Here is a 25903-nt window from a genome sequence, read left to right as displayed (position 1 = left end):
TTATCGACTGCTCATCCCCTAAACGTCTTCGCCGTCTCCTCCGCAGCAAACCGCAACTCCGGTTCAAACGCGAGCAGGTCGTCGAGCGTGAGCCGTCCGACCGGTGCCTGTACCGCAATGGCCGCGCAGGCGCGGTTGCGGTTGAGCATCACCGGCACCGCAATTGCGATCAGCCCCTGAAGGTGTTCCTGATTGTTGATGCCCATCTTGCGACGGCGGGTGCGCGCAAGTTCCGCGCGTAGCTCGCTCCGGTCGGTAAATGTGCGCTCCGAGAATCGTCGCAATGGCAGCGTCTCGATCAACCGCTCCCTTCGCTCCTTCGGTAAAAAGCTCATCAGCAGCTTTCCGCTCGCCGAGCAATGCAGCGGCACGTGCGACCCCGGTTGCAAATGCATGCGCAGCGGCCATTCCGTCTCCACACGATCCACGTAAATCACATCGTTACCCGAGAGCATCGTGAGATTGCACGTCTCACCGATTCGCACCACCAGTTGTTGCAACAGCCCATGACGTGCCGCCGCCGGGCCGGTTTGCATCAACACATTGATCGCCAGCGCCCGCACGCGCGGCGAGCACTCATAGCGTCGGTCGTCGGCGCTGCGGGTAATGAGCCACGCATCTTTGAGCTGCGTGAGGATGCGATGCACGGTCTGCTTGGGTAAGCCCAACGCGTTGACCAGATCCATCATCGACTGCGGTCCGCCAGCCGTGGCCAGCGTCTCCAATACCCGAAACGCTCGTACTGCCGCAGCGTTCGATTGATTCGATGCCGTCATGTTCGTCTCCTTTGCGCCTAACCGTCCGTGCGGTTACGCGTCGCTTACGGCGATTTTGCATCGGTTTCGTTATTTTTGCGGACTTCCTTCGGTCCCGAATATCGAGACGACCTGTACACCCCCTCGTTGTGTCCGGTTTGTCCGGGAATTTGAGACCTGCGACGCCACCGCGCTGGCTAGATTGGTTACACGCAAGACAAACCAACGACAAGCGCGCCGCGCATCAGGAGACATCACATGAATTCACGGGCTTTCGGATCCGATATCCATCCTTCCAGTGCGAGCGCAGGTAGCGCCGCACAGGATGTCGAACGTCAGGTCGCCGAGCTTGTCGCCCGCGCCAGGACGGCACAGCGTGAGTTTGCGAGTGGAGGACAGCAGGCGCTCGACACAGCGGCGTGCGCCGCCGCGTGGGCGATCATGGAGTCCACCCGCAACCGGCAACTCGCCGAGCTTGCCGTGCACGACACCGGTCTGGGCAACGTCGAAGACAAGATTCAGAAGAACTTCCGAAAGACGCTCGGCCTGCTGCGCGATCTTCACGGACGCAAGACGCATGGGGTGATTGCCGAAGACACACAAAAAGGCATCGTCGAAATCGCGCGTCCCGTCGGCGTTGTCGCTGCAGTCACGCCTTCCACGAACCCCGCCGCGACGCCCGCGAACAAGATCGTCAACGCGCTCAAGTGCGGCAATGCCGTCATCGTGGCGCCTTCTCCCAAAGGCCATTCGGCCTGCGCGTTGCTGCTCAAGTTCATCCACGCAGAACTCGCTAAGGCGAACCTCTCGCCGGACCTCGTGCAGATGCTGCCGGAACCGGTAACAAAGGCGGCAACCGCTGCCCTGATGCGACAGGCGGACCTGATCGTTGCCACCGGCTCGCAAGCCAATGTGCGCATGGCCTACACCAGCGGAACACCAGCGTTCGGTGTCGGTGCGGGCAACGTGGCCTCGATCGTGACGTCGAGCGCCGATCTGAGCGATGCCGCCACCAAGATTACCCGCTCGAAGACATTCGACAACGCGACGAGTTGCTCGTCGGAAAACAGCGTCGTGATCGAGAGCGGTGTCTACGACGCCATGATCGATGCGTTGCGCGCCGCCGGTGGGGTGATGCTCACCGGCGACCAAAAGCGCGCTTTGCAGGACGTGATGTGGGTCGACGGGAAGTTGTCCGGCAACTGCACGGCGAAATCGGCAGAGGTTATCGCGCAACTCGCTGGATTGAATGACGTTGCAGCCCAACACCCGGCGTTTCTGATGGTGGAGGAGTCGGGCACGGGCACGGATTATCCGTTTTCCGGCGAAAAGCTTTCCCCAGTGCTGACGGTTTATCGCGCGCGAGACTTTGACGATGCCATTTCGCTTGTCGAGCGCATCTATGCCTACATGGGCGCCGGGCATTCCGTCGGCTTACATGGGGCGGATCGCAATCAGGCGCTGCAACTGGGCGAGACCCTGCCGGTTGCGCGCGTGATCGTCAATCAAGCGCATTGCTTCGCCACCGGCGGAAATTTCGACAACGGGTTGCCGTTCTCGCTGTCGATGGGGTGCGGCACGTGGGGACGCAACAACTTCACGGACAACCTGAACTATCGCCAGTATCTGAACGTGACGCGCGTGGCGTATCCGATCGCAGCCGCTGTGCCTGAGGTCGACGACCTGCTGGGCGACTACTTCGGGAGGTACGGACGATGAACGCACCCATGAACCAGCGGCTGGCGGCTACCGTCGCAGCGCACGAGTCATCGTTAGAACCGCCACGTACGGTGCGGGATCTGATCGAGTTGCAAGCAACGGCGTTCGGCGCAAAGCCCTTTCTTTTGACGACCGGCGACGCGAGCGCTTCGGAGATTGGCGACGACCTCGGTGTATCCGGCGCAGTGCCTCTCGCCGATGCACCAGAACTCACCTTCGCTTCTGTGCGCGACGATTGCCGCGCGCTTGCCGAGCGTTTCTCTGCGGCGGGCCTGCGGCAGGGCGACATCGTTTCTGTCTGCATGGGCAATGGCCCGCAGACGGCGCGTCTCATTCTCGCGGCGATGTATAGCGGGCTGGTCGTCAATCCGATCAACCTGCTGTGTCAGCCAGCACAGTTGCAATACATCGTGGAGCATTCGGATACGCGGCTCGTATTCGTTTCCGAAGCGATGTTGCCTGCGCTAGCGCAAGCGATCGGCGCCGCGCGCGAGCAGGGCATGACGAGGCCCGTCGGCGTGGTATGCACGTCGCCGGAATCGATGGGGTTGCCCGATATTCCGCCGCTCGGCGAATCCGGCGCTGCACAGCAACCGATGGACGGCATAGCCCTCCTCATGTACACGTCCGGCACAACGGGTGTGCCCAAAGGTGTGCTGCTCACGCATCGGAACTTGCTGGCCAACGCGGCATTCATTAGCGACGAGCATTGCCTTTCGTCAGAAGACCGCGTGCTGGCGTCGTTGCCGCTTTATCACATCAACGGACTAGTGGTGACGCTGTTCGCACCGCTATTTCACGGTGGGTCGGTTGTCATGGCCCCGCGCTTCTCCGCACGAACGTTCTGGCGAGACGTCACCGCGACGCAATGCTCCTGGATCAACGTCGTGCCGACGATCGTCGCTTACCTGCTCGATGGCGAGGTACCCGAACGATCCGCGCTAAAAGCGCTGCGGTTTTGCCGAAGCGCGTCGGCGGCGTTGCCGGGCGATCACCACCGGGCGTTCGAAGCACGCTTCGGTATTGGCATCATCGAGACGATGGGCATGACGGAGACGGCTGCGCCGGTGTTCAGCAACCCGATCGATGCGAGCCGCCGCCGGGTGGGCAGCATCGGTCTGCCGTCCGGTGGCCAAGCAAAGGTCGTGCGACGCGATGGCACACCGACCGACGTTGGCGAGACGGGAGAGTTGGTGCTGCGTGGCGCACAGGTCATGCGCGGTTACTACAAGCGTCCGGACGAGACTGCCGCTGCGTTCACCGCTGACGGTTGGTTACGCACCGGCGATCTGGGGTACTGCGACAGCGACGGGTACTTCTACATCACCGGGCGAGCGAAGGAATTGATCATCAAGGGCGGCGAGAACATCGCGCCGCGAGAGATCGACGAGGCGCTGCTTCAGCACCCGGGCGTGCTCGAAGCCGCCGCTGTGGGTGTGCCGGACGCCGCGTACGGGCAGGAGATTGTGGCGTTCGTCGTGGTGCGCGAGCGTGCTTGCAGTGCCGATGGCACGGAAGTTCAGCCCTTCATCCCGCCCGATGCCGACGCCCTGCGCGAACACTGCCTCAAGACGCTCGGCCGCTACAAAACACCGAAGGAATTCCGCTTTGTCGCCGACTTGCCGCGTGGACCGTCGGGCAAGGTGCAGCGTTTGAAGTTGCTGCAAAGCTAGCGGACTGTCCTTGCCCGCTAGCGTCACGCATTGCCGCATTACCCGCAGGACACGATCGCAAGTGCACGACACGTGCGACGTAAATACATAGGAGACAACATGGACAAGCGTTCCGGCCGCGTGAAGACGCGCCACATCATTCTTGCGGTCATGTGCCTGATGTATTTCATCTCGTACATCGATCGTGTGAACATCGCCGTCGCTGGCCCTTTCATTCGACAGGAGATGGGGTTGACCACGGTGCAGTTGGGCCTGGTCTTCTCGGCGTTCGCGTATCCGTATGCGGCGATGCAGATATTCGGCGGATGGCTGGCCGATCGCTACGGACCCAAGTTAGTGCTAACCGTGCTTTCGTTAATCTGGGGCGCGGCGACGCTTGCCACCGGATTCGCGGGAAGTATTGCGATGCTGGTGGCGTTGCGGTTCTTGTTGGGCATTGGCGAAGGCGGCGCGTTTCCGACGGCAACGCGCGCATTTACCTACTGGATGCCAGTGGCGGAGCGCGGTTTTGCGCAGGGTATTACGCATAGCTTCGCGCGGCTGGGCGGCGCTATTACGCCGCCGGTGGTGCTCGCGATTGTGGTGGCCTTCGGGTGGCGTGAGGCGTTCATCGTGCTGGGTGTGGTGAGCCTTGCATGGACGCTGCTCTATGTGAAGGTGTTCACCAACACGCCGGATCAGCACCGCCGCATGACGGCGGAAGAGACGGCGGAGATCGGCTACAAAGCGGGCGAATGCGAGCGCGTGAAACGTGCCTCGACACCTTGGCGCAAGCTCGTCCGCCGGATGTGGCTCGTCACGTTCGTCGATTTCTGTTACGGCTGGCTGCTGTGGGTGTACCTGACGTGGATGCCGTCGTATCTACGCGAGTCGCAGGGCTTCGACCTCAAGCAATTGGCGCTATTCACTGCGCTGCCCTTACTCGCTGGTGTGGTGGGCGACACGCTGGGCGGTGTGATCTCCGACAAGCTCTATAAAGCGACAGGACGGCTACGTTTCGCTCGTGTATCGGTCCTGGTGGTCGGCATGGGGGGATCGCTAGCGTTCCTGTTGCCGATGACGATGGTGTCGAATCCGATGACGGCGGTGCTGCTGCTCTCGGCGTCGTTCTTCTTCCTCGAAATCACCAATCCGGTGCTGTGGACGTTGCCGCTCGATATCGCAGGCAAGTACGCCGGTACGGCGGGCGGGATGATGAACACCGGTTTCGGTCTGGCCGGGATGATCTCGCCGGTGGCCTTCGGGTACTTGATCGAGACGACCGGCAGCTATAACGTGCCGTTCGCCATTTCGGCGGCATTGCTTGGTGTGGGCGTCGTTGCCGCACTGTTTATCGACACAAGCAAGACGGTGGAGAAAGATGAGGCGGATGCCGGGCGCAACGAGCCTACCGGCGTTATGGACACCGCGCCGCTTTGGGTCGCCGTCGGGCCGCAACGACACCCGTTGCGTCGCCCGTTGCGCTGGCGCCGGTGAGGGGTATGCTCTCGGGGAATCTGCCACTTATCGGATCGCCCATGACTGAACGCCCACATGAGTTCCTTGACCAGAACGCGTGGGAACACTGGTTGACGCAACACGGTGAGACGTCGGCCGGGATATGGCTGCGCCTTGCCAAAAAGGGGAAGGCACAGCCGTCGTTGACTTACGGGCAAGCAGTAGAGAGTGCCCTTTGTCACGGTTGGATCGATGGGCAGAAGAAGGCGGAAAGCGACGACTATTGGCTGCAACGCTTTACGCCGCGTACCGCAAAAAGCATCTGGTCGAAGCTCAATCGCGACCGGGTCGAGGCGCTGATTGCCGCAGGCAGAATGCTTCCCCCGGGCATGCGAGAAGTCGAGAGAGCCAAAGCCGATGGCCGATGGGTGGCGGCGTATGCATCGCCCAGCAATGCGGTTGTGCCCGACGACCTGCAAGCTGCACTCGATGCCAACCCCAAGGCTCGTGCGTTCTTTGCGACGCTAAGCGGACGAAACCGCTACGCCATCTTGTTTCGGTTGCAAAACGCTAAGCGGCCGGAAACACGCCTGCGCAAGATCGAAGAATTCATCGGTATGTTGGGTCGCGGCGAAACCATTCACCCGTGATCCGGGAGGGCTCCCGCCCCATGTCCAAGCGTACTGGACACGGGTGGGTGGCCCGCCTGCTTAGCCGCCGGTGCCGGCGGCGGCACGCGCATCGGCGATGGTCTTGTCCCGCTCAGCCTTGGCCTGCGCGACCTTGTCGTTATAAACCTTCTTCGCGGCAGCGACCTTACGGTCATAAGCCTTGTTCGCCGCGCGGATCCGGTTATGCATCTGCACCAACGCGTCGTTGCTCTGACCGGCGGCAGCCGGCGCCATGGCGGCCGGTGCTGCGGGGGCGGGGGCCGGGGCGGCCGCAGGCGTCTGCGACCAAGCGGCACCGCTCGCCAGCACGGCAGTGAGAAGGACGGGGATGAAATAGACCTGCTTCATAGTGCATTCTCCAGAGTTGTGAGTCGGGAACCTGCGTGGATAACGCCTGCTGCTGTCACATCGGCTGAGGCATCAGAATCCGCCGGGTGCTGTTGGTCGGCGGCGGTGTCAACTGCGCATCGGTAACCCTTTGCACGGGCGGCAAAACCCTCCGGTCTCAGCGAGTTTTACGCCAGTTGTGACGAGATTCCATAGGGAGAAGGGGCAAATTGGACTGCCCCTCGGGGTAATGCGGTATTCGGTCTGCCGGAAGTATCGAGATGGAGGTCGTCCGGATGACGGTAGTCTTGCTCAGGTGTGCTGACCAACCACGTCGAAGAATGCGCGCACCATGCGTGTTTCTCGTCTTTCCGAGAGGCAGACCATGTGCACGTGCGTGCGGATCGAAGCGTCGCTGATGCGCACCGTGTGCAGGCCGGGCCCGGGGACGAATTCGACTTCGGAAACGGTCGCGATGCCAAGGTTCTGGATAACGGCCTCTCGGATAATCTCGCGGCTTGCCACTTCCATCACGACATCGGCTTCGACATTGGCGTGTTTGAGCGCCGTTTCCAGTGCTTTGCGGGTGGTGGACCCCTGTTCGCGCAGAATTAGCCGCTCGCCTGCCAGTTCGTTGATCTTGATCGACTTGCGCTTAGCGAAGCGATGCTTCGTTGAGCAGAAGATCACGACGGGATGGTCGGTGTAGGGAACCGAGACGAAGCGGTCGTCGCTAGCCACTTGTGCGAGTACGCCGACATCCGCGCTGTAGTTCACCAGCCTGTCGAGGACGTCTTGCGAGTTGCCGGTGCTCACGGAGACCTTGATGCCCGGATAGCGCTGGTGAAAAGCCGCGAGCATGGCCGTTACCTGGGCGGGTCCGACCGCTGCGACGCGTAGATGGCCGGTGCGCAGTTCGCCAGACTCGCGCAGTAACTGGAGCGCTTCGCCTTCGAGGCTGAACATCTGACGCGAAATCGTCAGCAGCCGCTGACCCACTTCTGTCGTCAGAACGCGGCGACCGGTTCGGTGGAACAGCTCGACTTTATACAACGCCTCCAGTTGCCCGACCTGAGTGGTCACGGTCGGCTGGCTCACGTGCAGACTTTGCGCCGCAGCGGTGAAGCTGCCCGTCGTCGCCACTGCATGGAAGGAACGCAGTTGTGTCAGTCGCATATCGAAGGCCCCCAATTCGGTTGAGCCGATTATATAGAGCGCACGAATGGATCGGCTGAAAAACGTGAGGTTAGTGAATAGTTGGCGCTAGAGCGTAGAAACGCCAACGATGAATTAGAATGGCGATATCTCAATAAAACATGAATTCCATTCATTCATCATGCTTGATCGCATTCATTTGTCCATCGTGCAGGAGGTGGAAAAGCAAGGGTCGTTGACCGCTGCCGCTGGTGTTCTGCACGTGACGCAGTCGGCGCTTAGCCACAGCATGAAAAAGCTGGAGCAGCAGTTGGGTACCGATATCTGGCTGCGCGAAGGCCGTAGTCTGCGCCTGACGCAGGCCGGTCAATATCTGCTGGCGGTGGCCAACCGGGTGCTGCCGCAACTGAGCTTGGCCGAAGATCGCTTGCGGCAGTTTGCTCAAGGCGAACGGGGCGCGCTTCGCATCGGGATGGAGTGCCACCCTTGCTATCAGTGGCTGTTGAAAGTCGTGTCGCCGTATTTGGCGGCGTGGCCGGATGTGGATGTCGACGTCAAACAGAAATTCCAATTTGGTGGCATCGGTGCGTTGTTCGGTTATGAGATCGATCTGTTGGTCACGCCCGATCCGTTGGATAAGCCGGGCCTCGTCTTCGAACCGGTTTTCGACTACGAGCAAGTCTTGGTCGTTGCGGGCAACCACAAGCTGGCGAAAGAGGAATACATCAAGCCCAAGCAACTCACCGACGAGGTACTGGTGGCCTACCCGGTGCCAATCGACCGGTTGGACATCTACAGCATGTTCCTCACGCCGGCCGGCATCACACCCAAACGGCATAAGGCGATCGAGACCACCGACATCATGTTGCAAATGGTCGCCAGCGGCCGCGGCGTGGCGGCGTTGCCTCGCTGGCTGGTGCTGGAATACGCGGACACGATGGATGTGGTGCCCGTCCGGCTAGGCAAGCACGGGATTGCCAAGAACATCTATCTGGGTGCGCGCGAGACGGATATGGACATCGATTATCTGCGTGCCTTTATCGAGCAAGCCAAAGGGCACGCCGCGGCCTGACATGTCGCAGGACCGGGCTCCATGAGTGAAGCTCATAAGATCATGAGAACTTATCCATTTTCATGACGCCCGGTCGGACACCATAATTCGAGCCTCTTAGCCGTCGACCCCGATTCCGCAACGGAATCCTGAGCTCGCCAGTCGGCATAAAAATCAGGCATCGGATTACCATGAGTCAAGCTTTCACATTTGCGATCAAGCGCATTTGTTTCGACGAGGACTATCGTCCCTCGGACAACACGCGCATCACCACCAACTTCGCTAACTTGGCCCGTGGAAGCAGCCGCCAAGAGAACCTGCGCAACACCTTCAGGATGATCGACAACCGTTTCAATGCCCTGGCGCATTGGGACAACCCTAAAGGCGATCGTTACACCGTCAATCTCGAGATCGTTTCGGTCGAGATGAGCATTGACGGCGAGAGCCGTGGCAATGCGCTCCCGCTGATCGAGATTCTGAAAACGAATATCGTCGACCGTACGACTGGCGAGCGCATCGAGGGCATCGCGGGGAACAATTTCTCGTCCTACGTGCGCGATTACGACTTCAGCGTACTGCTGCTGGAGCACAACAAAGATCAGCAAGGATTCAGCACGCCAGAAAACTTTGGCGATCTGCACGGGAAGTTGTTCAAGTGCTTTGTGAATTCAGATGCCTACAAAGGCAATTTCAAAAAGCCGCCCGTTATTTGCCTAAGCGTTTCGAGCAGCCGGACCTATCGCCGGACCGCGAATCAACATCCTGTGTTGGGTACGGAGTACCTGCAAGACGAGTATTCCTTGACCGACGAGTACTTCCAGAAGATGGGGTTGAAGGTGCGCTATTTCATGCCGCCGAATAGCGTGGCGCCTTTGGCCTTCTATTTCTCCGGCGATCTGCTTGGCGACTACAACAGCCTTGAGTTGATCGGCACCATCAGCACGATGGATACCTTCCAAAAGATTTACCGGCCGGAGATTTACAACGCGAATTCTGCGGCAGGGGAGTCCTACCAGCCGAGTTTGAAGCACGAGGATTTTTCGCTGACGCGCATTGTTTACGACCGTGAGGAACGCAGCCGGTTGGCGATTGAGCAGGGAAGGTTTGTCGAGGAGAACTTCATCAAGCCGTACCAAAACATTCTCGAGCAGTGGGCTGCTAACTACGCTCATTAATTCATCGAAAACACCAAGAAAATTCATCATGAAGAAATTGTTGCCGACTTCGACTGCTGGCAGTCTGCCGAAACCCTCCTGGCTCGCAGAGCCGGAAAAACTCTGGTCGCCCTGGAAGTTGCAAGGTGATGAATTGATCGATGGCAAACGAGACGCTTTGCGTTTGTCGCTGCAAGAGCAACAGCATGCTGGCATCGATATCGTGAGCGATGGCGAGCAAACGCGTCAGCACTTTGTGACGACGTTTATCGAGCACCTCGACGGCGTCGATTTCGAGAACCGTCAGACAGTGCGGATTCGCGATCGCTACGATGCGAGCGTGCCCACGGTGGTGGGGGCAGTGGCCCGCCGCAAGCCGGTGTTTGTCGAGGACGCCAAGTTCCTGCGTTCGCAAACCAAGCAACCGATCAAGTGGGCGCTGCCGGGGCCGATGACGATGATCGATACGCTGTATGACGATCATTACAAGAGCCGTGAAAAGCTGGCTTGGGAATTCGCAAAGATCCTCAATCAGGAGGCGAAGGAGTTGGAAGCTGCCGGCGTCGATATCATTCAATTCGACGAACCTGCCTTTAACGTCTTCTTCGACGAGGTCAATGAGTGGGGCGTGGCCACGCTGGAGCGGGCAATCGAAGGGCTCAAGTGCGAAACGGCCGTGCATATCTGCTACGGCTACGGTATCAAAGCCAATACCGATTGGAAGAAGACGCTGGGTTCGGAGTGGCGGCAGTATGAAGAGGCGTTCCCCAAGCTGCAAAAATCCAATATCGATATCGTCTCGCTGGAGTGCCACAATTCTCACGTGCCGATCGACCTGATTGAACTCATTCGAGGCAAGATGGTGATGGTGGGCGCCATCGACGTGGCATCGGAGACCATCGAGACGCCGGAAGAAGTCGCCGCGACGTTGCGCAAAGCGCTTCAGTTCGTCGATGCGGACAAGCTCTATCCGTGCACCAACTGCGGCATGGCACCGTTGCCCCGTAACGTCGCACGAGGCAAGTTGAATGCGCTCAGTGCAGGTGCGGAAATCGTGCGCCGAGAACTCTCGAATTAATTCGGGCTGACGTTGGAAGTGCTGCACCGGGGGGCGGTGCAGCCGATATCAGCGGGGGCATCCAGGTCAGTGAAGTGTTTTGACTGGATTGGCGGTGAACTCGATCAAATGAGCCGCCACCTCGTTCGGGCACTCCTCCATGACGAAATGCCCGCAATCGGCCAGCACATGCCCTTGCACATTCACCGCGATGCTTTTCATCGTATCGAACAGCATCGATCCCACACCGAATTGCCCCCCTAGCACCATGACCGGCATCTCAAGCATCCTCGTTGCACGCGCCCGGTTTGCGGCAAGCGCCTCCTGCGAAAACGACTCGCGATAGTAGGCGAACGCCGACCTTGTCCCACCCGGTTGGATGTAGGTGCGGGTGTATTCGTCGATGACGGTGGGCGTGAAGACCCATGGCCGCGCTGCCTTCTGGGAAAACAGCCACGCCAGGTATTCGCGCTCGTGTCCGCGCACGAGGATCTCGGGCAGGTCGGGAATACGGTTGAAGGCAAAATGCCAGGTCCGCTTGTTAAGCTCGTCAGATGGAATCTCCGACCCCGGCATCGGTGAAATGCCCGGCAGCGCCGCGTCGAACAACGATAGCGTGCGCACGTCGTCAGGAAAGTCGGCGGCATAGGCGTAGGCGATCCACGCGCCGACATCGTGCGAGGCCACATCGAGTCTGGTGTCTTTCGTGAGCCCCAGCACTTGTACGAAACGGTGAATTTCGGCGGCGACGACGCCGGGCGTGAACCCCTGCGAAGGATGCGCGGAATCGCCCATGCCGCGCGGGTCGATGGCAATCACTCTGCGCCCCGCTTTTGCGAGCTTTGGGATGACATCGCGCCACGCATACCAGCTTTCCGGCCAGCCGGGAATCAGCAGGATTGGTGCGCCGGAACCGACTTCAACATAGTGGAGCCGGACGCCATCGACGTCGATCAGCCTGTGGTGTAACTCGATGTTGTTATCGCGTGGATCGGGCAGATTTGTTGTGGTCATATCGGTTCCAAAATAAACAAAAGAACGCCATGGATCGCCATGGCACCGTCAAATGCTCAGTCGATGATTTTCATCGCCATATCGAGAATGGCCTTGTCGTGATGGTTGCGATGGACGTCGCTTTTCCCGACAACTCTTAGCCCCTGCAAGAAGCAGAGCAACGCTTCGGCCGCTGCCTTGGTGTTGAGGTCGGCGCGGATCGAACCGTCTTTGATACCGATCCGGATGAGTTCCGATAACGTTCGCTCGAGGTGCTTCAGCGCCTGTTCGAACATGTGCGCGATGTCGGGGTCCACCACGGTGGCTTCGAGTCCTGTCGCGACCACCAGGCAACCGAGCCGCCCCGGCTCTCCTTGCGATTGCTCGAGATAGTGGGCAAGCAGCTTTGCCACGCGCTCGCGCCCCGATCCTTCGCCGCGCGCGATCGCCCGGATCCGTTCGTGCCCGAGACTCACATAGCGTTCGAGCGCAGCAACGTAGACGGACTTCTTGTCCGTGAACGCTTTGTACAAGCTGCCCCGCGTGAGTCCGGTCGCCTCGACCAGATCGGCAATCGATGTCGCGCCAAAGCCGCGCTGCCTGAATAGCGCGATGGCTCGATCGACGACTTCGTCGTAGTCAAACTCCCTTGGTCGGCCGCGGCCCGGTTTGTTCATCATTGGTGTCATGTGCGGATTATGGATCACATCGTTTCCATAATCAAGTGAGCCGACGACCAGAGACATTTCGCTGCCGCCATTCGGCATATTTGATATGGCATCATTGGCGACCCCATGCGTACTGCTGTGCCTAAACTCATGCGTGCGCGGCCACTCACGCTACTCACTTTACGAACGTTTCCTCATGGAACTGCGCCATCTTAGATACTTCGTTGCTGTGGCTGAGGCCGGGAGCTTTCGCGTCGCGGCGGAGCGCATCCATATCACCCAGCCCGCCATCACGCGGCAAATTCAGGACCTTGAAGGGGAAGTCGGGGCCGCGCTATTTGAACGCAGTTCGGCAGGCGTGACGCTTACACCCGCCGGTGCTCATGTGCTCAAAGATGCTCGCGGCATTCTGGACAAGCTGGAGGACACGATACGGTCGGCTCGCAGGATCGGTGCAGGGCTGGCCGGCAGTCTCAGAGTCGGATTTGTCGAGAACGTGGGCTGGGACGGTCTGGTGCCCGATGCCTTTGCTCGTTTCCAACAACAAGCTCCCGAGCTCCAACTGCAATTGATGCCGTCAAACTCGCCGGAGCAGATTCAGCAGATCGAGGCGGACACGCTCGATGGTGGATTCATCTACGCGTTCGACGCATTACCGCCTTCGTTGTGCGTGCTACCGCTGCAAAACCGGCGTGCCGTGTTGGCGATTCCGCGTCAGTGGGCATGGCCGACAGATTTGCCGATCGCAGCATCAGCATTGAACGACACACCCTTCGTTGCCTTTCCTCGCCATACCTACCCCGCCTATTACGATCACTTAATTCAACAGTGCCAGCGTGCCGGTTTGACGCTCGACATCGTGCAGGAAGTGACGACCGAAGCGGCAATTCTCTCGCTGGTATCCGCGGGCATCGGTGCCGCGATCGTCAACGCGAGCAACAAACATCGCCCTCCCGCCCGCGTGGAATTTATCAACATCCACGATCTGGAGGTCCGACTGCCTCTCGGCTTCGTGTATGCACGCGAGAACCGAAACCCTGCGTTAGCGCGATTTCTCACGCTTTTGGAAGCGTTGCGGTCCGAGTCGTCGCCCGACTAGTTCACGCATGTGCGCCGAGTGATGCCTAAAAGGCATCGCCAATACAAAAAACGGCATTGGCGCGCTTTATTGTGGCTATCCATCATCAAGTCCATGGAATGGATTCCGATTTGACGATGGAGACGCATGCGAATGAACACGCAACAATCCCGGATTACCGCCAGTATCGACTTCGATCAGGACGGCTTTCAGACGGGCACGCTTCGAGTGCCGCACTCGGTCGATCGCTCGGCCTACGGACATATTCCGATTCCGATTGCGGTGCGCAAGCAGGGTGACGGACCGACGGTACTGTTGACGGGGGGAAATCACGGCGATGAGTACGAGGGGCCGGTGGCGTTGATGAAGCTGTTGCAACGGCTTCCCGCCATGCAGATCAACGGCCGAATCATCGTCGTGCCTGGCCTGAACTTTCCCGCATATCTCGCTGGCAGGCGCACTAGCCCTATCGACGGTGCCAACATGAACCGGGTGTTTCCCGGGAAGCGCGACGGCACGATCACGGAAATGATCGCGCACTACGTCGATACCGAACTGTTCCCGCGCGCCGACTTCATTTTCGATATTCATTCCGGCGGGCAGTCGTTCGATCATTTCCCGACGCTGCTCGTGTATCCCCCAAAAGATCGGGAAACGCGTGCCTATTACATGGGGCTGATCGAGGCATTTGGGTCACCGCATGCGATGGTCATGGACCTGCTCGGAGAAGACCGTACCTATGGCGCCGCGGTCGAGCGTCAGGGCAAGCTGTTTCTGTGCGGCGAGTTCGGCGGATTCGGTACCTGTAACCCGAGAAATCTGCCCATCGTCGAAGGCGGCCTCGACCGTTTGCTGGTTGCGCTTGGCGTCACCTCATCGACCAGTCTCGATCTTCTCCCGGCGCGCACGGAGTACATGAAAGTCGAGGGGCATCAACATTATGTGTTCGCCTCGCTCGGCGGTATCTACGAGCCAGCCGTTTCGTTGGGCGACTGGGTGAACGAGGGCGATATTGCTGCACGAGTCTTCAGTCCGCATGCCCCTTGGGACGCACCACGCGTCGTGCATTTTGCAGGACGCGGCCGCGTGGTTTGTCTGCGCTCGTTTGCGGGCGTTGAGGCCGGCGATTGTCTGGTGGTCCTTGCGGACCGCACGGACGTCGCCTGATACGGAGAGATCACCGTGTCCATGACCACGTCACTCAGTATCGAGCGCATCGAAGACGCGCTGTTCCGTAAGATCTCGCTGCGTCTGTTGCCGTTTCTGACGGTCTGCTACATGTTTGCCTTTCTCGATCGCATTAATGTCGGGTTTGCCAAACTTCAGATGCAGTCCAGTCTCAATCTGTCGGATGCCGCGTACGGTTTTGGCGCTGGCATTTTCTTCATCGGTTACGTGTTGTTGGAGATTCCCAGTAACCTTCTGCTGCCGAAGGTCGGTGCCCGACGGACGATGGCACGCATCATGGTGCTGTGGGGCCTCACGTCTGCGGGCATGATGTTCGTACGCGACCCGCTCAGCTTTTACGTGCTGCGTTTTCTGCTCGGTGCGTTCGAGGCAGGCTTTGCGCCGGGCATGATTCTGTACCTAACGTACTGGTTCCCCGGGGCGCGCATGGGCAAGACGATGGCGATCGTGATGGCGGCTGGCCCGATTGGCGGATTGCTGGGTGGGCCTGCGTCGACAATCGTCATGACGTCGCTAGCCGGGGTGCAGGGGCTGGCCGGTTGGCAATGGATGTTCATTGTCGAGGGCTTGCCATGCGTGCTGTTGGGGATTGCTGCCTGGTTCTGGCTAACCGATCGGCCCGAAGACGCGAACTGGCTGACGCCCGAAGAAAAGTCGTTGCTTAGCGTGCCAACCGCAGATGGGATGGCTCACGGCGGTACCGTCGGCGGACTGCTTAAGGCGGTACGGGACCGTCGTGTGCTCGGCCTCGCACTCAGCAATTTCTGCGTTATCTGCGGTATCTACGCCGTTAGCTTCTGGTTGCCGACCATTCTCAGCGCAGCCGGGATGACGGACACACGAGCCATCGGATGGTGGTCCGCACTACCGTACGTGGTTTCGCTCGTTGCGATGTATGCACTGTCGGTGCGATCGGATCGGCATGGCGAACGGCGGTGGCATTATGCCGTGGCGAGTGCGGTCGGGGCGGTTGCGCTGCTCGTTGCAAGCCGGTATTCGTCCGTGTTTGGCGTGGCATTGCCTGCCATGACCGTCGCCACGGCGTCGATGTGGGCGGCTTACACCGTGTTGTGGGCGATTCCCGGCGAATACATGAAAGGCAACGTGGCACCCGGCGGTATCGCGCTCGTGAATGTGCTCGGCGTGTTGGGCGGATTTTTCAGTCCGGTGCTGATCGGCGCAATCAAATCGCTGACGGGCAGTCTCGAATCGGGGCTGCTGCCGATGGTCGGGCTGATGCTGCTCGGCGCCGTCGTAATGGTGTTGAATCGGTTTCCTGGTGCAGCAGCCCGTGAGCGGCGCTGAAAATTTGACGACGAACGAAGAATATTCCCCATGAAAAATCCCCTCAAATATCGCGTCGGTGGTGCAACCGTTACTCGTGTCGACGAAACGACATTCTCGCTGCCGCCCGAAGTCTTGTTTTCCGACTGGAACGCGGCATCCGAGCACCTGTTGAGCACAAAGCTGTCTCCAGAAAGTCTCGATACTGAGCAACGGCGGGTATGCATGCGCACTCATTTATGGGTGGTGGAGATCAACGGTTTGACCGTTGTCGTCGACACGGGCATCGGCAATGGCAAGGTGAGACCTTTCAGCGCGCTCTTCGATCGACTCGACAATCCGGTGCTTGAGCGCCTCAATGCCGCGGGGTTCCGCACCGAGCAGGTCGATTACGTGCTGACGACGCATTTGCATGTGGACCACGTGGGATGGAACACGCAATGGAAAGATGGTCGCTGGCGGCCAGTCTTCGAGAACGCGACCTACGTGTTCGGTCAGCGCGAACTAGATTTCTTTGCGACGCAGGAAGGGGAGCCTCGCCGCATGGTGTTCGAAGACAGCGTCAAGCCGATCATCGACGCGGGGCAGGCTCGCGTAGTGCCGGACGCCGAATGCGAAGTCACCGAGGGCATTCGCTTTCTTCCTACGCCCGGACACAGCGTCGGGCATATGGCGATCGAAGTTGTTTCGCAGGGACACACGGCACTCTTCACGGGGGACGCGATGCACAGTCCGCTGCAAGTCTATCGACCGGCGTGGAATTCGACGTTTTGCCGAAATCAGGAGGACGCACGCGCCTCACGTGCGTGGCTGCTCGATCGTGCAGCAAGCACGGAATCGATTGTCTTTCCGGCGCATTTTCCGGAAGCGTCGGCCGGTAGGATTCTGGCTAATTCCCACGGCTTCGAATGGCGGTATTTCGCCTAAGCGACGCTTGTATTGGGCGGATTGTTGAACGGCGGCTTTCGAGCCGTTCCTAATATCGCGGGAATCGCCCTGCCGCTGGATATGTTTCCGACCCACATTGACGACCTGACGCGGAAGTTGGATTGCCGAGGGCGCTTTGCCTGTCTTTGAGCGCAAGCCCCCTCATCAACGCCCACTCGGATCGATCACTCAAGTTCGCTCACTGCAAGCTCGAAACCTTCGTCGAGCCATCCGGTAATACCGCCGATCATCACCTTCACTGGCCGTCCCAATTGCGCCAGCCGAATGGCGCCCCGCGTGGCGCCATTGCAGTGCGGTCCCGCGCAGTAGGTGACGAAGAGTGTGTCGTGCGGATAATCGGCGAGCTTCGACGCGATGATCTTGCCATGCATTAAGTTCACAGCGCCAGGAATGTGGCCGCGAGCAAACAGTGCCGGACTTCGAACGTCGAGCAACACGAAGCCGGGCGACCCGCTGGCCAGTGCACTGGCAACATCGGCGCAATCGGTTTCAAATTGCAGCGACGCATGAAAGTGGGCGAGGGCCGCGCTACTCTCGGCGGCGGGGATAGCAGTAACGGCGTTGTTTTCGCTGAGGGTGGACATAGGTTGGGTCGAAAGAAAGTGCGGTACGCGTGATGCCCGGGTAGCGCGATTCGGGAACCCTCATTTTGCCGTTGCACCGTCAGGTCGATAAGTGTCGTAAATGACAATGTCCGGTAACATTACGCCATGGAAAATCGTCTCGTCGTTGCGCTGGCCTATGACCGGCTCTGTACTTTCGAATTTGGCTGCGTCACCGAATTGTTCGCACTGGAGCGCCCCGAACTCGGCGTCGACTGGTACCGCTTCAGCGTTTGCGCTATCGAAGCCGGACCGCTGCGTGCGGCTGGCGGCATTACCGTCGCCGCGCCCTACGCGCTCAAGCGACTCGACAGTGCTGACACGATCGTGGTGCCCGGTTGGCGTGATCCGGATGAGCTGCCGCCTGAGGCGCTGCTGAAGAAGATTCGCGCAGCCCATCGGCGCGGCGCACGTCTTTGTTCGATCTGTTCGGGCGTATTTGTATTGGCGGCGGCTGGCGTACTCGACGGCAAAACGGTGACGACCCACTGGCGCTACGCCGAAAAATTGCAGCAGCGCTACCCGAAGGTGCGCGTGCAAGCAGACGCGCTGTATGTCGACGAAGGTCAGATCATTACGTCGGCGGGATCGGCGGCGGGGCTCGATATGCTCCTCCATCTGGTACGACGGGATTACGGAAGCGCAGTGGCCAATCGTGTTGCCCAGCGTCTGGTGGTGCCCCCGCACCGCGAGGGCGGCCAAGCGCAGTTTGTGCCGCGACCCATGCCGCGCGACGAAACCGGACGTCTGGCGAAGTTGATCGACTGGGTACGCCAACACCCCGCCTTACCGCACACCCTGCGCTCGCTTGCCGAACGCGCGGCGATGAGTCCACGTACCTTACAGCGGCATTTTCAGGACGCTACCGGCATGGCGCCCTATGAATGGCTGACGCACGAGCGTGTGGCGGTGGCGCGAGAGTTGCTCGAAGCGCAACCGTCCATGCCGATGCTGCGCATCGCCGAGCTGGCGGGCTTCGGGTCGGAGGAATCGATGCGCAGACACTTCCGACGCATCGCCCATACGAGTCCGGCCGCCTATCGGGAGAAGTTTGGTGTCAGTAGAACACTCGCCGACTGAACCGCAGCCGAGTTTCACCGCAAGAAACGGAGTGCCAAGTGTCGCGGGGATAAGCAGTATGCAGCCTTCAACGACAGAAGAAGGTCTGAATAATGTCTCTACTAGACGGAAAGGTGGCCATCGTTACCGGTGCATCGGCTGGTATCGGGCGGGCAATAGCGCTGATGTTCGCTGCGCAAGGCGCCGCAGTTGTTCTGACGGCGCGAGATCAAGCGCGACTGGATCGGGTTGCCGACGAGATTCGCAGCAAAGGCGGGCGGGCTTATGTGTTCGCTGGCGACGTTGGCCAAGCCGACACCCACGAACAGTGTGTGGCAGCGGCGATGCACGAGTTCGGCGGTCTCGACATTGCCATCAATAACGCGGGAACTGTCGGCGCGATGAAACCGCTTGCCGACATCTCGCCGGAAGATTGGCAGCAAACCCTGACGATCAACCTTACGGCGGCCTACCTCGGAGCCCGCAGTCAGATACCCGCAATGCTCGCACGTAATGGCGGCTCGGGCGGCTCGATCGTATTCACGTCCAGCTTCGTTGGCACCAGCGTGGGCTTGCCGGGTATGACTGCTTATGGCGCCTCGAAGGCCGGGTTAATGGGGCTGGTGAAAGGCATCACCGCGGACTACGGCGCCCAAGGTATCAGGGCCAACGCACTGCTGCCGGGCGGGGCGGATACTGGCATGGCGGGCGACCAGAGCCAAAAAGAATGGGCGGCTGGATTGCATGCCATGAAGCGCATTGCCCAACCGGAAGAGATCGCATCTGCCGCGCTCTTTTTAGCCAGCCCCATGTCCAGCTTCGTCACCGGATCGGCCCTCTTTGCCGACGGCGGGAATGCTGCTGTGAAGTGACGGGGCTGAGCGCCCAATCGACGACGCAACTTACGTGATAGAATCGTTGACTGATCAAACATTGATCCGTCCAAAAAATGCCTTCCAATCCGACCACCCCGCATTCGGCGGGGCAGGTGTTGCCTTTCCGGCAGTCCATTGTGGCCATGCTCGGCCTGTGTTTCTGCACGATGCTGGTCGCGCTCGACCAGACCGTCGTCGGGACCGCGCTGCCGACCATCGTCGCTGAACTCAAGGGGTTCGAGTACTACGCGTGGGTCGCCACGTCGTATCTGCTCACCTCCGTCATCACGGTGCCGATTTTCGGCCGGCTCGGCGATTACTACGGGCGAAAGCCATTCGTCATCGCCGCCATCGTCGTCTTCACCGGGGCCTCGGTCCTATGCGGTGCCGCCAATAGCATGCCGTTCCTCGTCATCGCCCGCGCCTTGCAAGGTATCGGCGGCGGCATGCTCGTGGGGACCGCCTTCGCCTGCATCCCCGAACTGTTCCCCGATCCGCACGTGCGCCTGCGCTGGCAAGTCATGCTCAGCTCGGCATTCGGTATCGCCAACGCGATCGGCCCCTCGCTCGGCGGCTTTCTCACCGAAGCCTACGGCTGGCGTTCCGTGTTCTACGTGAACCTGCCGGTCGGTTTGCTCGGACTCTGGTTCGTCGCCCGCCACCTGCCGCATATGCGCGCCGACGAGCACGGCAAAGCTAGTCTCGACTGGCTCGGCGCGCTGCTGATCGCCGCCGCACTTGGCAGTTTGCAAATGCTCGTCGAATGGCTCCCAGCCGATGGCTTCTCGCGCGGCGTGTTCATTCTGCTCGTGGCGTTCGTCGTCGCCTCGCTCGCGCTCTACTGGTGGGAGCAGCGCACATCGCACCCGATTCTGCCGTTCGAGATGTTCCGCAACCCGAGTCTGGCGGCGCTCTTTGTGCTGTCGGTTTTCGGCGGTTTTGCGATGTTCGGCGTGCTGTTCTACGCGCCGCTGATGTTGCAAGGCGGCTTCGGTCTGTCGCCGCGCGAAACCGGGTTGCTGATCACGCCGATGGTGGTCTGTATCACCGTGGGTAGCATCGCCAATGGTCGGCTCATCACGCGCCTGCGGAATCCGAACATGATGCTGTACGGCGGGTTCTTTCTGCTTGCCATCGCGTGTGCCGGGATCATCACCACGCATCGCGGTACACCGCATGGCCTCATCGCCACCTACATGCTGCTGGCCGGTCTTGGCCTCGGTTTTGTTCTGCCGAACCTCACCGTTTTTGCGCAAGAAGTGGCCGGTCGTGCGCACCTTGGTATCGCCACCGCGCTCATGCAATCGCTGCGCATGATCGGCGGGATGCTGGGGACGGCCATCGTCGGCACGCTCGTGGGACACAGCTACACGGCCCGCGTAAAGGAATCGCTCGCCGCCACCGGTGGTCAGCAATGGACCGCACAACTCACCGATCCGCAGCTTCTCGTCAACGCGCAAGCGCAGAGCGATTTTCTGGCGACCGTCGCCCACATGGGGCAGAACGGGGCACTGTTGATCGAGGCGTCACGTACCGCACTGGTCGGGGCAATTCACAACGGGCAGATGGTGTCGCTCGCGGCCGCGCTCGCCGGGCTCTGGTTCGTGCGCCGCGTGCCGCTCATTCGTCTGACCCGTGGTGCCAAACCGGCACCGCCCGCCGGAGAGTAAGCGCATGCCGACACCCCTCAAACGTAACGTCATCCAGCAACTCAGCCTGACGTATCGCGCGATGATGAGCGCGTTCGACGCACAGGTCGGGCATCCGCTGCCGCGCTGGCGAATCATTTATGCGCTGGCCGAGCGCGGCACGTGTTCGCAGAAATTTCTCGCGGAACATTGTCGTCTCGACCCCGCGCAACTCACGCGTCAGTTGCAGTCGATGGAAGCGCTCGGCTGGCTTACGCGTGTGACAGATCCCGATGACAACCGCCTGACTAACGTCACGCTTACCGATGCAGGTAAGCAGGTGCACGATGAAGCCACGCCGCGCCGTCAGGCTTTTTTCGACGACGCACTCGACGGTATGAGCGCAGCCGATATCGCCGCGCTGGAAAACGCGTTGGTCCATCTCGAAGCACGGTTCAAATCGGTGTCGTCACGCGCTCGCAGCGGTGAGAGTGCGGCGAAAGCACCTCCTAGTGAGAAGGGCAGCGAGAAGGTAAGCGACAAAGCGAGCGACAAGGCGAGCGATTCGCAAAATGGCGCACCGGTGGCGTTGTCCACCGCGCCTCGCAAACGCGCGACAAGAACTCGCTAGTTTGTCGGCTCGCCACGCGCAACCAATGCGCGAGCTGCAATGCAAGAAGCCGCCCCTCGGGGCGGCTTCTTTGTTTTCATCGACGCTTGTTTGGCAATCAGAAGAACGTCTGCACGATCTCGACGACGTTGAAGTCGCCATCGACCACCGGCAGGTGACGCCACTTGTCGAACGTCAGACACGGGTGCGAAATGTCGAACGCGATCATGTCGCCAACTTGAATGTCGTCACCCGGCGCGATCCGCAGATACGCGTGCTGGTCCATCATGCCGGTCACTTCCCAATGCTCGGGCGTGGCCACCGGGGCTTTGTCCTTGCCCGGACGGAAGCGCTGTGCCGGTTCCGGCATGCCCGCATCGAACGCCGCATCGCGCTTGCCCAGCGCAATGATCGCGCGCTCAGGTTCCGGAATCGACTGGACATACGCCCACAACTGCAACGCCGGTTGAAGCTGCGAACGCATCTGCTTCGCGATCGGGTTACGCGTAGCGATCTGTGCTTGTGCGGCCTTGTAGATACCTACGTCGTGCGTGAGATAACAGCCCGGGCGCAGCACCACATCGAGCGGCGCGCCAACGTCTTTGTTGGCGAATTCTTCCGCGACCACGTCGTACCACGCGGAGCCAGCGCCGGAGAGTACCGCTGGCGTGCGCTCGACGCGACCCGCTGCGATCAGCTCACGCGTGATCCCCACGGCACGTTGCAGAAACGCGCGAATATCGGCCTCGGTGCTCAGCACGCCCTCATACACTTCGACGCCCGCCAACTTGACGGCATCCTTGTACTGCGCAAGCGCATCGAGTACCGCTTGTTGTTGTTCGGCGTCGCGCACGCCCGTGCGCCCGCCCGTCACGCCCAATTCGATCAGCACCTGAATCTGCTGCTTGCGCGCACGGAAGAACTCACCCAGATGCGCAACGGCCGCGGCAGAATCCACCAGACAGAAGAATTCGAAGCCCGGGTCGTTCAGCAAGTCGGCAATCATGGTCATGTTGCGTTTGCCGACCAACTGGTTGGCCATCAGCACGCGACGCACGCCATGGTGATAGGCCGCATTGGTCTGCTGGGCCGTGGCGAGCGTAATGCCCCACGCACCCCCGTCGAGTTGACGGCGGAACAGCTTCGGCGCCATCGTCGTCTTGCCATGCGGGGCAAGCTTCACACCGTATTCGTGGACGAAACGTTGCATCCACGCCAGGTTGTGACGAATCTTGTCTTCATAGAGCACTGCCGTGGGCAGGCTCAGGTCTTCGTTCAGCAAATTCCAACCAAGCCCGGTCGTGGCCGACGGCGCCAGCGCAGTGTTCAGCGCGCCGAGACCCTTGTTTAGGGTATCGATCATGCCATGTTGATAGTTTGTATCAGTCATTGAGAATTCTCCACGAAGAACGCGCGGGCAACGCCTCGCCATTTGCCGAATGGCTCCTATAATAGCGTCGAATTACCAGCGTTTGACAATTTTGTTATAAAGTAACAAAAATTCGAGCTAAACCCAAAAACGGCACCCGGCAGGGGCCGCACCGACCCCGTAAATGACTGAGTCCTTCGATATCGTGACGCGCGTGGCAGAACGCAGCGACGCCCTGAGCCAGGCCGAGCGCAAGGTGGCGCAGGTGGTGCTCGAGGACGTGGCCGGTGCCGCCGCGTCATCGATCAACGTACTTGCGGACCGCGCCGGTGTGAGCGAGGCGAGCGTGACGCGCTTTGCGAAGGCGATGGGCTGCCGCGACGTGCGCGATCTCAAGCTGCGTCTCGCGCAGGCGGCCGTGGTGGGACAGCGCTTCCTCGGCGCGAATGCCGCCAACGCGCAGGATGGCTCGGGCGAGACGATCGATCGCATCGCGGACGATATTCAGACAACGCTACAGGTGCACCGCGCGCTCATCAAGCCGGATACCGTACGCCGCGCTGCCGGGCGTCTTGCTTCGGCGCGCATGATTTACGCATTCGGTATGGGCGGCGGCTCGTCGCTCATGGCCGACGAAGCGCGCTACCGGCTTGTGCGTCTTGGCCGCCCGGTCGCGAGCTATCAGGACGCCGTGCTTGCCCGCATGGTGGCGGGCACGTTGAACCGCGAAGACGTGGTGTTGGCGTTCTCTGTGAGCGGTCACACCCCGGAATTGCTCTCGGCCTGCGAGATCGCCCGCGAGTACGGCGCACAGTTGATCGCGGTGACGGCGACCGGCTCGCCGCTAGCGGCATTGGCCGACGAAGTGCTGCCGATTCGCGCGCTGGAAACCGATTTCATTTTTAAACCGTCGTCGTCGCGCTACGCGATGCTGCTGGCCATGGATGTGCTCGCCACGGAACTGGCGTTGCTGGCCAAGCCGCAGAGTCAGGCGCTGCTACGACGGATCAAGTACGTGCTCGACACGCATCGGGGCGGCGGCGATCGCCAGCCTCTGGGAGATTGATATGACGGATACCCCTAAAACCCCGGTCGTCGTGGACACGATCATTGCCAACGTGTGCGTGGCCGACGGTTCCGGCGCGCCGATGTCCGACGCGCGCTTCGATGTCGCGTTGCACGACGGACGTATTCACACCATCGCTGCTGCCGGGGCGCTCGCTGGTTGGCACGCGGCCCAACGCATCGATGGCGCAGGGCAGGTGCTCAGCCCCGGCTTCATCGACGTGCACACGCACGACGACACCAACGTCGTACGCGCACCGGAAATGACGCCCAAGCTTTCGCAAGGCGTGACGACGGTGGTCGTCGGGAACTGCGGAATCAGCGCGTCGCCAGTGTCGCTCAAAGGCGATCCGCCCGATCCGATGAATCTGCTCGGCGAGGCCGACGCGTTCCAGTACCCGACGTTCGCCGCCTACGTCGAAGCGCTCGAAAAAGCGCAGCCCGCCATCAACGTGGCGGCGCTGATCGGCCACACGGCGCTGCGCAGCAATCATATGGACCGGCTCGACCGCGCGGCCACCGAGGCGGAAATCGAAGGCATGCGCGCACAACTGCGCGAAGCGCTCGAACACGGCGCGCTGGGTCTGTCGACCGGTCTCGCGTATGCGAGTGCCAATGCCGCGCCGACCGAAGAAGTGCTCGCGCTTGCCGAGCCGCTGGCAGAAGCCGGTGGCCTGTACGCGACGCACCTGCGCACTGAGTTCGCCGAAATTCTCGAAGCGCTGGACGAAGCCTTCCGCATCGGCCGACACGCGCGCGTGCCGGTCGTCGTCTCGCATCTGAAGTGCGCAGGCGTCGATAACTGGGGTCGCAGCGCCGAAATTCTCGAAGCGGTGGACAAGGCACAACGCTTTCAGCCAGTGGGTTGCGACTGCTACCCGTACACGGCCAGTTCGAGCACGCTCGATCTCAAGCAAGTGACCGACGATTTCGACATTCTGGTGACGTGGTCGCAGCCGCATCCCGCACAAGGCGGCAAGCTGCTCGCGACAATTGCCGAAGAATGGGGTGTCGATCTGATGGAGGCGGCCAAGCGGCTGCAACCGGCTGGTGCCGTCTATCACTGCATGGAAGAAGACGACGTGCGCCGGATTCTGCGCCACCCGGCCACGGTCGTCGGCTCGGACGGCTTGCCGAACGATCCGCTGCCGCACCCGCGTTTGTGGGGAGCATTCCCGCGCGTGCTGGGTCGCTATAGCCGCGAGCAACAGTTGTTCCCGCTGGCGGAGGCGGTGCACAAGATGACCGGCCTGTCGGCGGAGCGTTTTGGGCTGACGCAGCGCGGTTTTGTGCGCGAAGGGTATTGGGCCGATCTGGTGCTGTTCGATCCGGCGACGGTGGCCGACGCGGCCACGTTTACCGATCCGATGCAGCCCGCATTCGGGATCGCGGCAGTGTGGGTCAACGGCGTGTTGTCGTGGCAAGACCGCGCTCCAACGTCGGCCGCGCGCTCGGGCCGTTTCGTGCGGCGCGGTACGCCGCAACCGGTTTTGTAAATACAGTTCAGGCAGTTTTGTCGAAAGGAGTGACGATGAGC

24 protein-coding genes are annotated in these 25903 nt (G+C 60.6%); 17 read left to right on the top strand and 7 right to left on the bottom strand.

From position 1 onward, the window contains the following. Nucleotides 1-11: 11 nt before the first annotated feature. Nucleotides 12-776 (bottom strand): IclR family transcriptional regulator, encoded by a 765-nt coding sequence (locus ACPWR9_RS00950; protein WP_426312401.1) that lies wholly within the window; start codon nucleotides 774-776, stop codon nucleotides 12-14. A gap of 237 nt (nucleotides 777-1013) precedes the next feature. Here ACPWR9_RS00950 and sauS point away from each other — a divergent pair, with 237 nt between their 5' ends. From sauS to ACPWR9_RS00930, 4 genes are all read left to right on the top strand, one after another. Further along, nucleotides 1014-2474, top strand: coding sequence for an acylating sulfoacetaldehyde dehydrogenase (sauS, locus tag ACPWR9_RS00945; protein WP_426312399.1), 1461 nt, complete (start codon nucleotides 1014-1016; stop codon nucleotides 2472-2474). Between the two features lie 8 nt (nucleotides 2475-2482). Further along, entirely contained in the window at nucleotides 2483-4147 is a 1665-nt protein-coding gene (locus tag ACPWR9_RS00940) for an AMP-binding protein (RefSeq protein ID WP_426312853.1), read from the top strand. Nucleotides 4148-4246: 99 nt separating this feature from the next. Further along, entirely contained in the window at nucleotides 4247-5623 is a 1377-nt protein-coding gene (locus tag ACPWR9_RS00935; protein WP_426312397.1) for an MFS transporter, read from the top strand. A gap of 41 nt (nucleotides 5624-5664) precedes the next feature. After that, a complete protein-coding gene (locus tag ACPWR9_RS00930; protein ID WP_426312394.1) occupies nucleotides 5665-6234 on the top strand; it encodes a YdeI/OmpD-associated family protein in 570 nt (189 codons plus the stop codon). 60 nt (nucleotides 6235-6294) lie between these two features. Here ACPWR9_RS00930 and ACPWR9_RS00925 read toward each other — a convergent pair whose 3' ends face one another. Both ACPWR9_RS00925 and ACPWR9_RS00920 read right to left on the bottom strand, forming a co-directional pair. Continuing rightward, a complete protein-coding gene (locus ACPWR9_RS00925) occupies nucleotides 6295-6603 on the bottom strand; it encodes a hypothetical protein (RefSeq protein WP_426312392.1) in 309 nt (102 codons plus the stop codon). Nucleotides 6604-6894: 291 nt separating this feature from the next. After that, nucleotides 6895-7758 (bottom strand): LysR substrate-binding domain-containing protein, encoded by an 864-nt coding sequence (locus tag ACPWR9_RS00920; protein ID WP_426312390.1) that lies wholly within the window; start codon nucleotides 7756-7758, stop codon nucleotides 6895-6897. Nucleotides 7759-7918: 160 nt separating this feature from the next. Between ACPWR9_RS00920 and ACPWR9_RS00915 the strand changes: the two genes are divergently transcribed. From ACPWR9_RS00915 to ACPWR9_RS00905, 3 genes are all read left to right on the top strand, one after another. Next, on the top strand, nucleotides 7919-8809 hold the full coding sequence (locus ACPWR9_RS00915) for a LysR substrate-binding domain-containing protein (RefSeq protein ID WP_426312388.1): 891 nt from the start codon (nucleotides 7919-7921) through the stop codon (nucleotides 8807-8809). A 170-nt stretch (nucleotides 8810-8979) separates the two neighbouring features. Further along, a complete protein-coding gene (locus ACPWR9_RS00910; RefSeq protein ID WP_426312385.1) occupies nucleotides 8980-9963 on the top strand; it encodes a DUF1852 domain-containing protein in 984 nt (327 codons plus the stop codon). 28 nt (nucleotides 9964-9991) lie between these two features. After that, nucleotides 9992-11020, top strand: coding sequence for a methionine synthase (locus ACPWR9_RS00905; RefSeq protein ID WP_426312384.1), 1029 nt, complete (start codon nucleotides 9992-9994; stop codon nucleotides 11018-11020). A gap of 66 nt (nucleotides 11021-11086) precedes the next feature. On the opposite strand, the gene ACPWR9_RS00900 is transcribed toward ACPWR9_RS00905, so the two are convergent. Together ACPWR9_RS00900 and ACPWR9_RS00895 are read right to left on the bottom strand one after the other, a co-directional pair. Beyond that, nucleotides 11087-12013 (bottom strand): alpha/beta fold hydrolase, encoded by a 927-nt coding sequence (locus ACPWR9_RS00900; protein ID WP_426312383.1) that lies wholly within the window; start codon nucleotides 12011-12013, stop codon nucleotides 11087-11089. A 56-nt stretch (nucleotides 12014-12069) separates the two neighbouring features. Continuing rightward, nucleotides 12070-12738: a TetR/AcrR family transcriptional regulator gene (locus tag ACPWR9_RS00895; protein WP_426312381.1), complete on the bottom strand. Its 669-nt coding sequence runs from the start codon at nucleotides 12736-12738 to the stop codon at nucleotides 12070-12072. A gap of 28 nt (nucleotides 12739-12766) precedes the next feature. Here ACPWR9_RS00895 and ACPWR9_RS00890 point away from each other — a divergent pair, with 28 nt between their 5' ends. From ACPWR9_RS00890 to ACPWR9_RS00875, 4 genes are all read left to right on the top strand, one after another. Then, complete coding sequence (locus ACPWR9_RS00890) at nucleotides 12767-13759, top strand: LysR family transcriptional regulator (protein WP_426330704.1); 993 nt, start codon at nucleotides 12767-12769, stop codon at nucleotides 13757-13759. A 132-nt stretch (nucleotides 13760-13891) separates the two neighbouring features. Further along, entirely contained in the window at nucleotides 13892-14905 is a 1014-nt protein-coding gene (locus ACPWR9_RS00885; RefSeq protein WP_426312378.1) for a succinylglutamate desuccinylase/aspartoacylase family protein, read from the top strand. A 21-nt stretch (nucleotides 14906-14926) separates the two neighbouring features. After that, entirely contained in the window at nucleotides 14927-16231 is a 1305-nt protein-coding gene (locus tag ACPWR9_RS00880; RefSeq protein WP_426312376.1) for an MFS transporter, read from the top strand. 30 nt (nucleotides 16232-16261) lie between these two features. After that, a complete protein-coding gene (locus tag ACPWR9_RS00875; protein WP_426312374.1) occupies nucleotides 16262-17137 on the top strand; it encodes an MBL fold metallo-hydrolase in 876 nt (291 codons plus the stop codon). A 185-nt stretch (nucleotides 17138-17322) separates the two neighbouring features. On the opposite strand, the gene ACPWR9_RS00870 is transcribed toward ACPWR9_RS00875, so the two are convergent. After that, the gene (locus ACPWR9_RS00870) at nucleotides 17323-17742 is read right to left on the bottom strand and encodes a rhodanese-like domain-containing protein (protein WP_426312373.1); all 420 of its coding nucleotides are present in this window, start codon (nucleotides 17740-17742) and stop codon (nucleotides 17323-17325) included. 126 nt (nucleotides 17743-17868) lie between these two features. On the opposite strand from ACPWR9_RS00870, the gene ftrA reads away from it, so the two are divergent. The 4 genes from ftrA (at nucleotide 17869) to ACPWR9_RS00850 (ending at nucleotide 21953) form a co-directional block, all read left to right on the top strand. After that, on the top strand, nucleotides 17869-18840 hold the full coding sequence (gene ftrA / locus ACPWR9_RS00865) for a transcriptional regulator FtrA (protein ID WP_426312371.1): 972 nt from the start codon (nucleotides 17869-17871) through the stop codon (nucleotides 18838-18840). Between the two features lie 92 nt (nucleotides 18841-18932). Continuing rightward, nucleotides 18933-19691: an SDR family oxidoreductase gene (locus ACPWR9_RS00860; RefSeq protein ID WP_426312370.1), complete on the top strand. Its 759-nt coding sequence runs from the start codon at nucleotides 18933-18935 to the stop codon at nucleotides 19689-19691. Between the two features lie 77 nt (nucleotides 19692-19768). Further along, nucleotides 19769-21364 carry an MDR family MFS transporter gene (locus ACPWR9_RS00855; protein WP_426330703.1) on the top strand — a complete coding sequence of 532 codons (1596 nt, stop codon included), beginning with the start codon at nucleotides 19769-19771 and terminating at the stop codon, nucleotides 21362-21364. Between the two features lie 4 nt (nucleotides 21365-21368). Next, entirely contained in the window at nucleotides 21369-21953 is a 585-nt protein-coding gene (locus ACPWR9_RS00850; RefSeq protein ID WP_426330702.1) for a MarR family winged helix-turn-helix transcriptional regulator, read from the top strand. 97 nt (nucleotides 21954-22050) lie between these two features. On the opposite strand, the gene ACPWR9_RS00845 is transcribed toward ACPWR9_RS00850, so the two are convergent. Next, the gene (locus ACPWR9_RS00845) at nucleotides 22051-23322 is read right to left on the bottom strand and encodes an amino acid deaminase (RefSeq protein ID WP_426312365.1); all 1272 of its coding nucleotides are present in this window, start codon (nucleotides 23320-23322) and stop codon (nucleotides 22051-22053) included. Between the two features lie 163 nt (nucleotides 23323-23485). Between ACPWR9_RS00845 and ACPWR9_RS00840 the strand changes: the two genes are divergently transcribed. Both ACPWR9_RS00840 and ACPWR9_RS00835 read left to right on the top strand, forming a co-directional pair. Then, entirely contained in the window at nucleotides 23486-24367 is an 882-nt protein-coding gene (locus ACPWR9_RS00840; protein WP_426312363.1) for a MurR/RpiR family transcriptional regulator, read from the top strand. Nucleotide 24368: 1 nt separating this feature from the next. Continuing rightward, a complete protein-coding gene (locus ACPWR9_RS00835; RefSeq protein WP_426312361.1) occupies nucleotides 24369-25862 on the top strand; it encodes an N-acyl-D-amino-acid deacylase family protein in 1494 nt (497 codons plus the stop codon). Nucleotides 25863-25903: the final 41 nt, after the last annotated feature.

This window comes from Pandoraea pneumonica, assembly GCF_049918595.1.
GTDB lineage: Bacteria > Pseudomonadota > Gammaproteobacteria > Burkholderiales > Burkholderiaceae > Pandoraea > Pandoraea pneumonica_A.
Note: the sequence above shows the minus strand (reverse complement) of the source record. Positions and strands in the feature narration are given on the sequence as shown.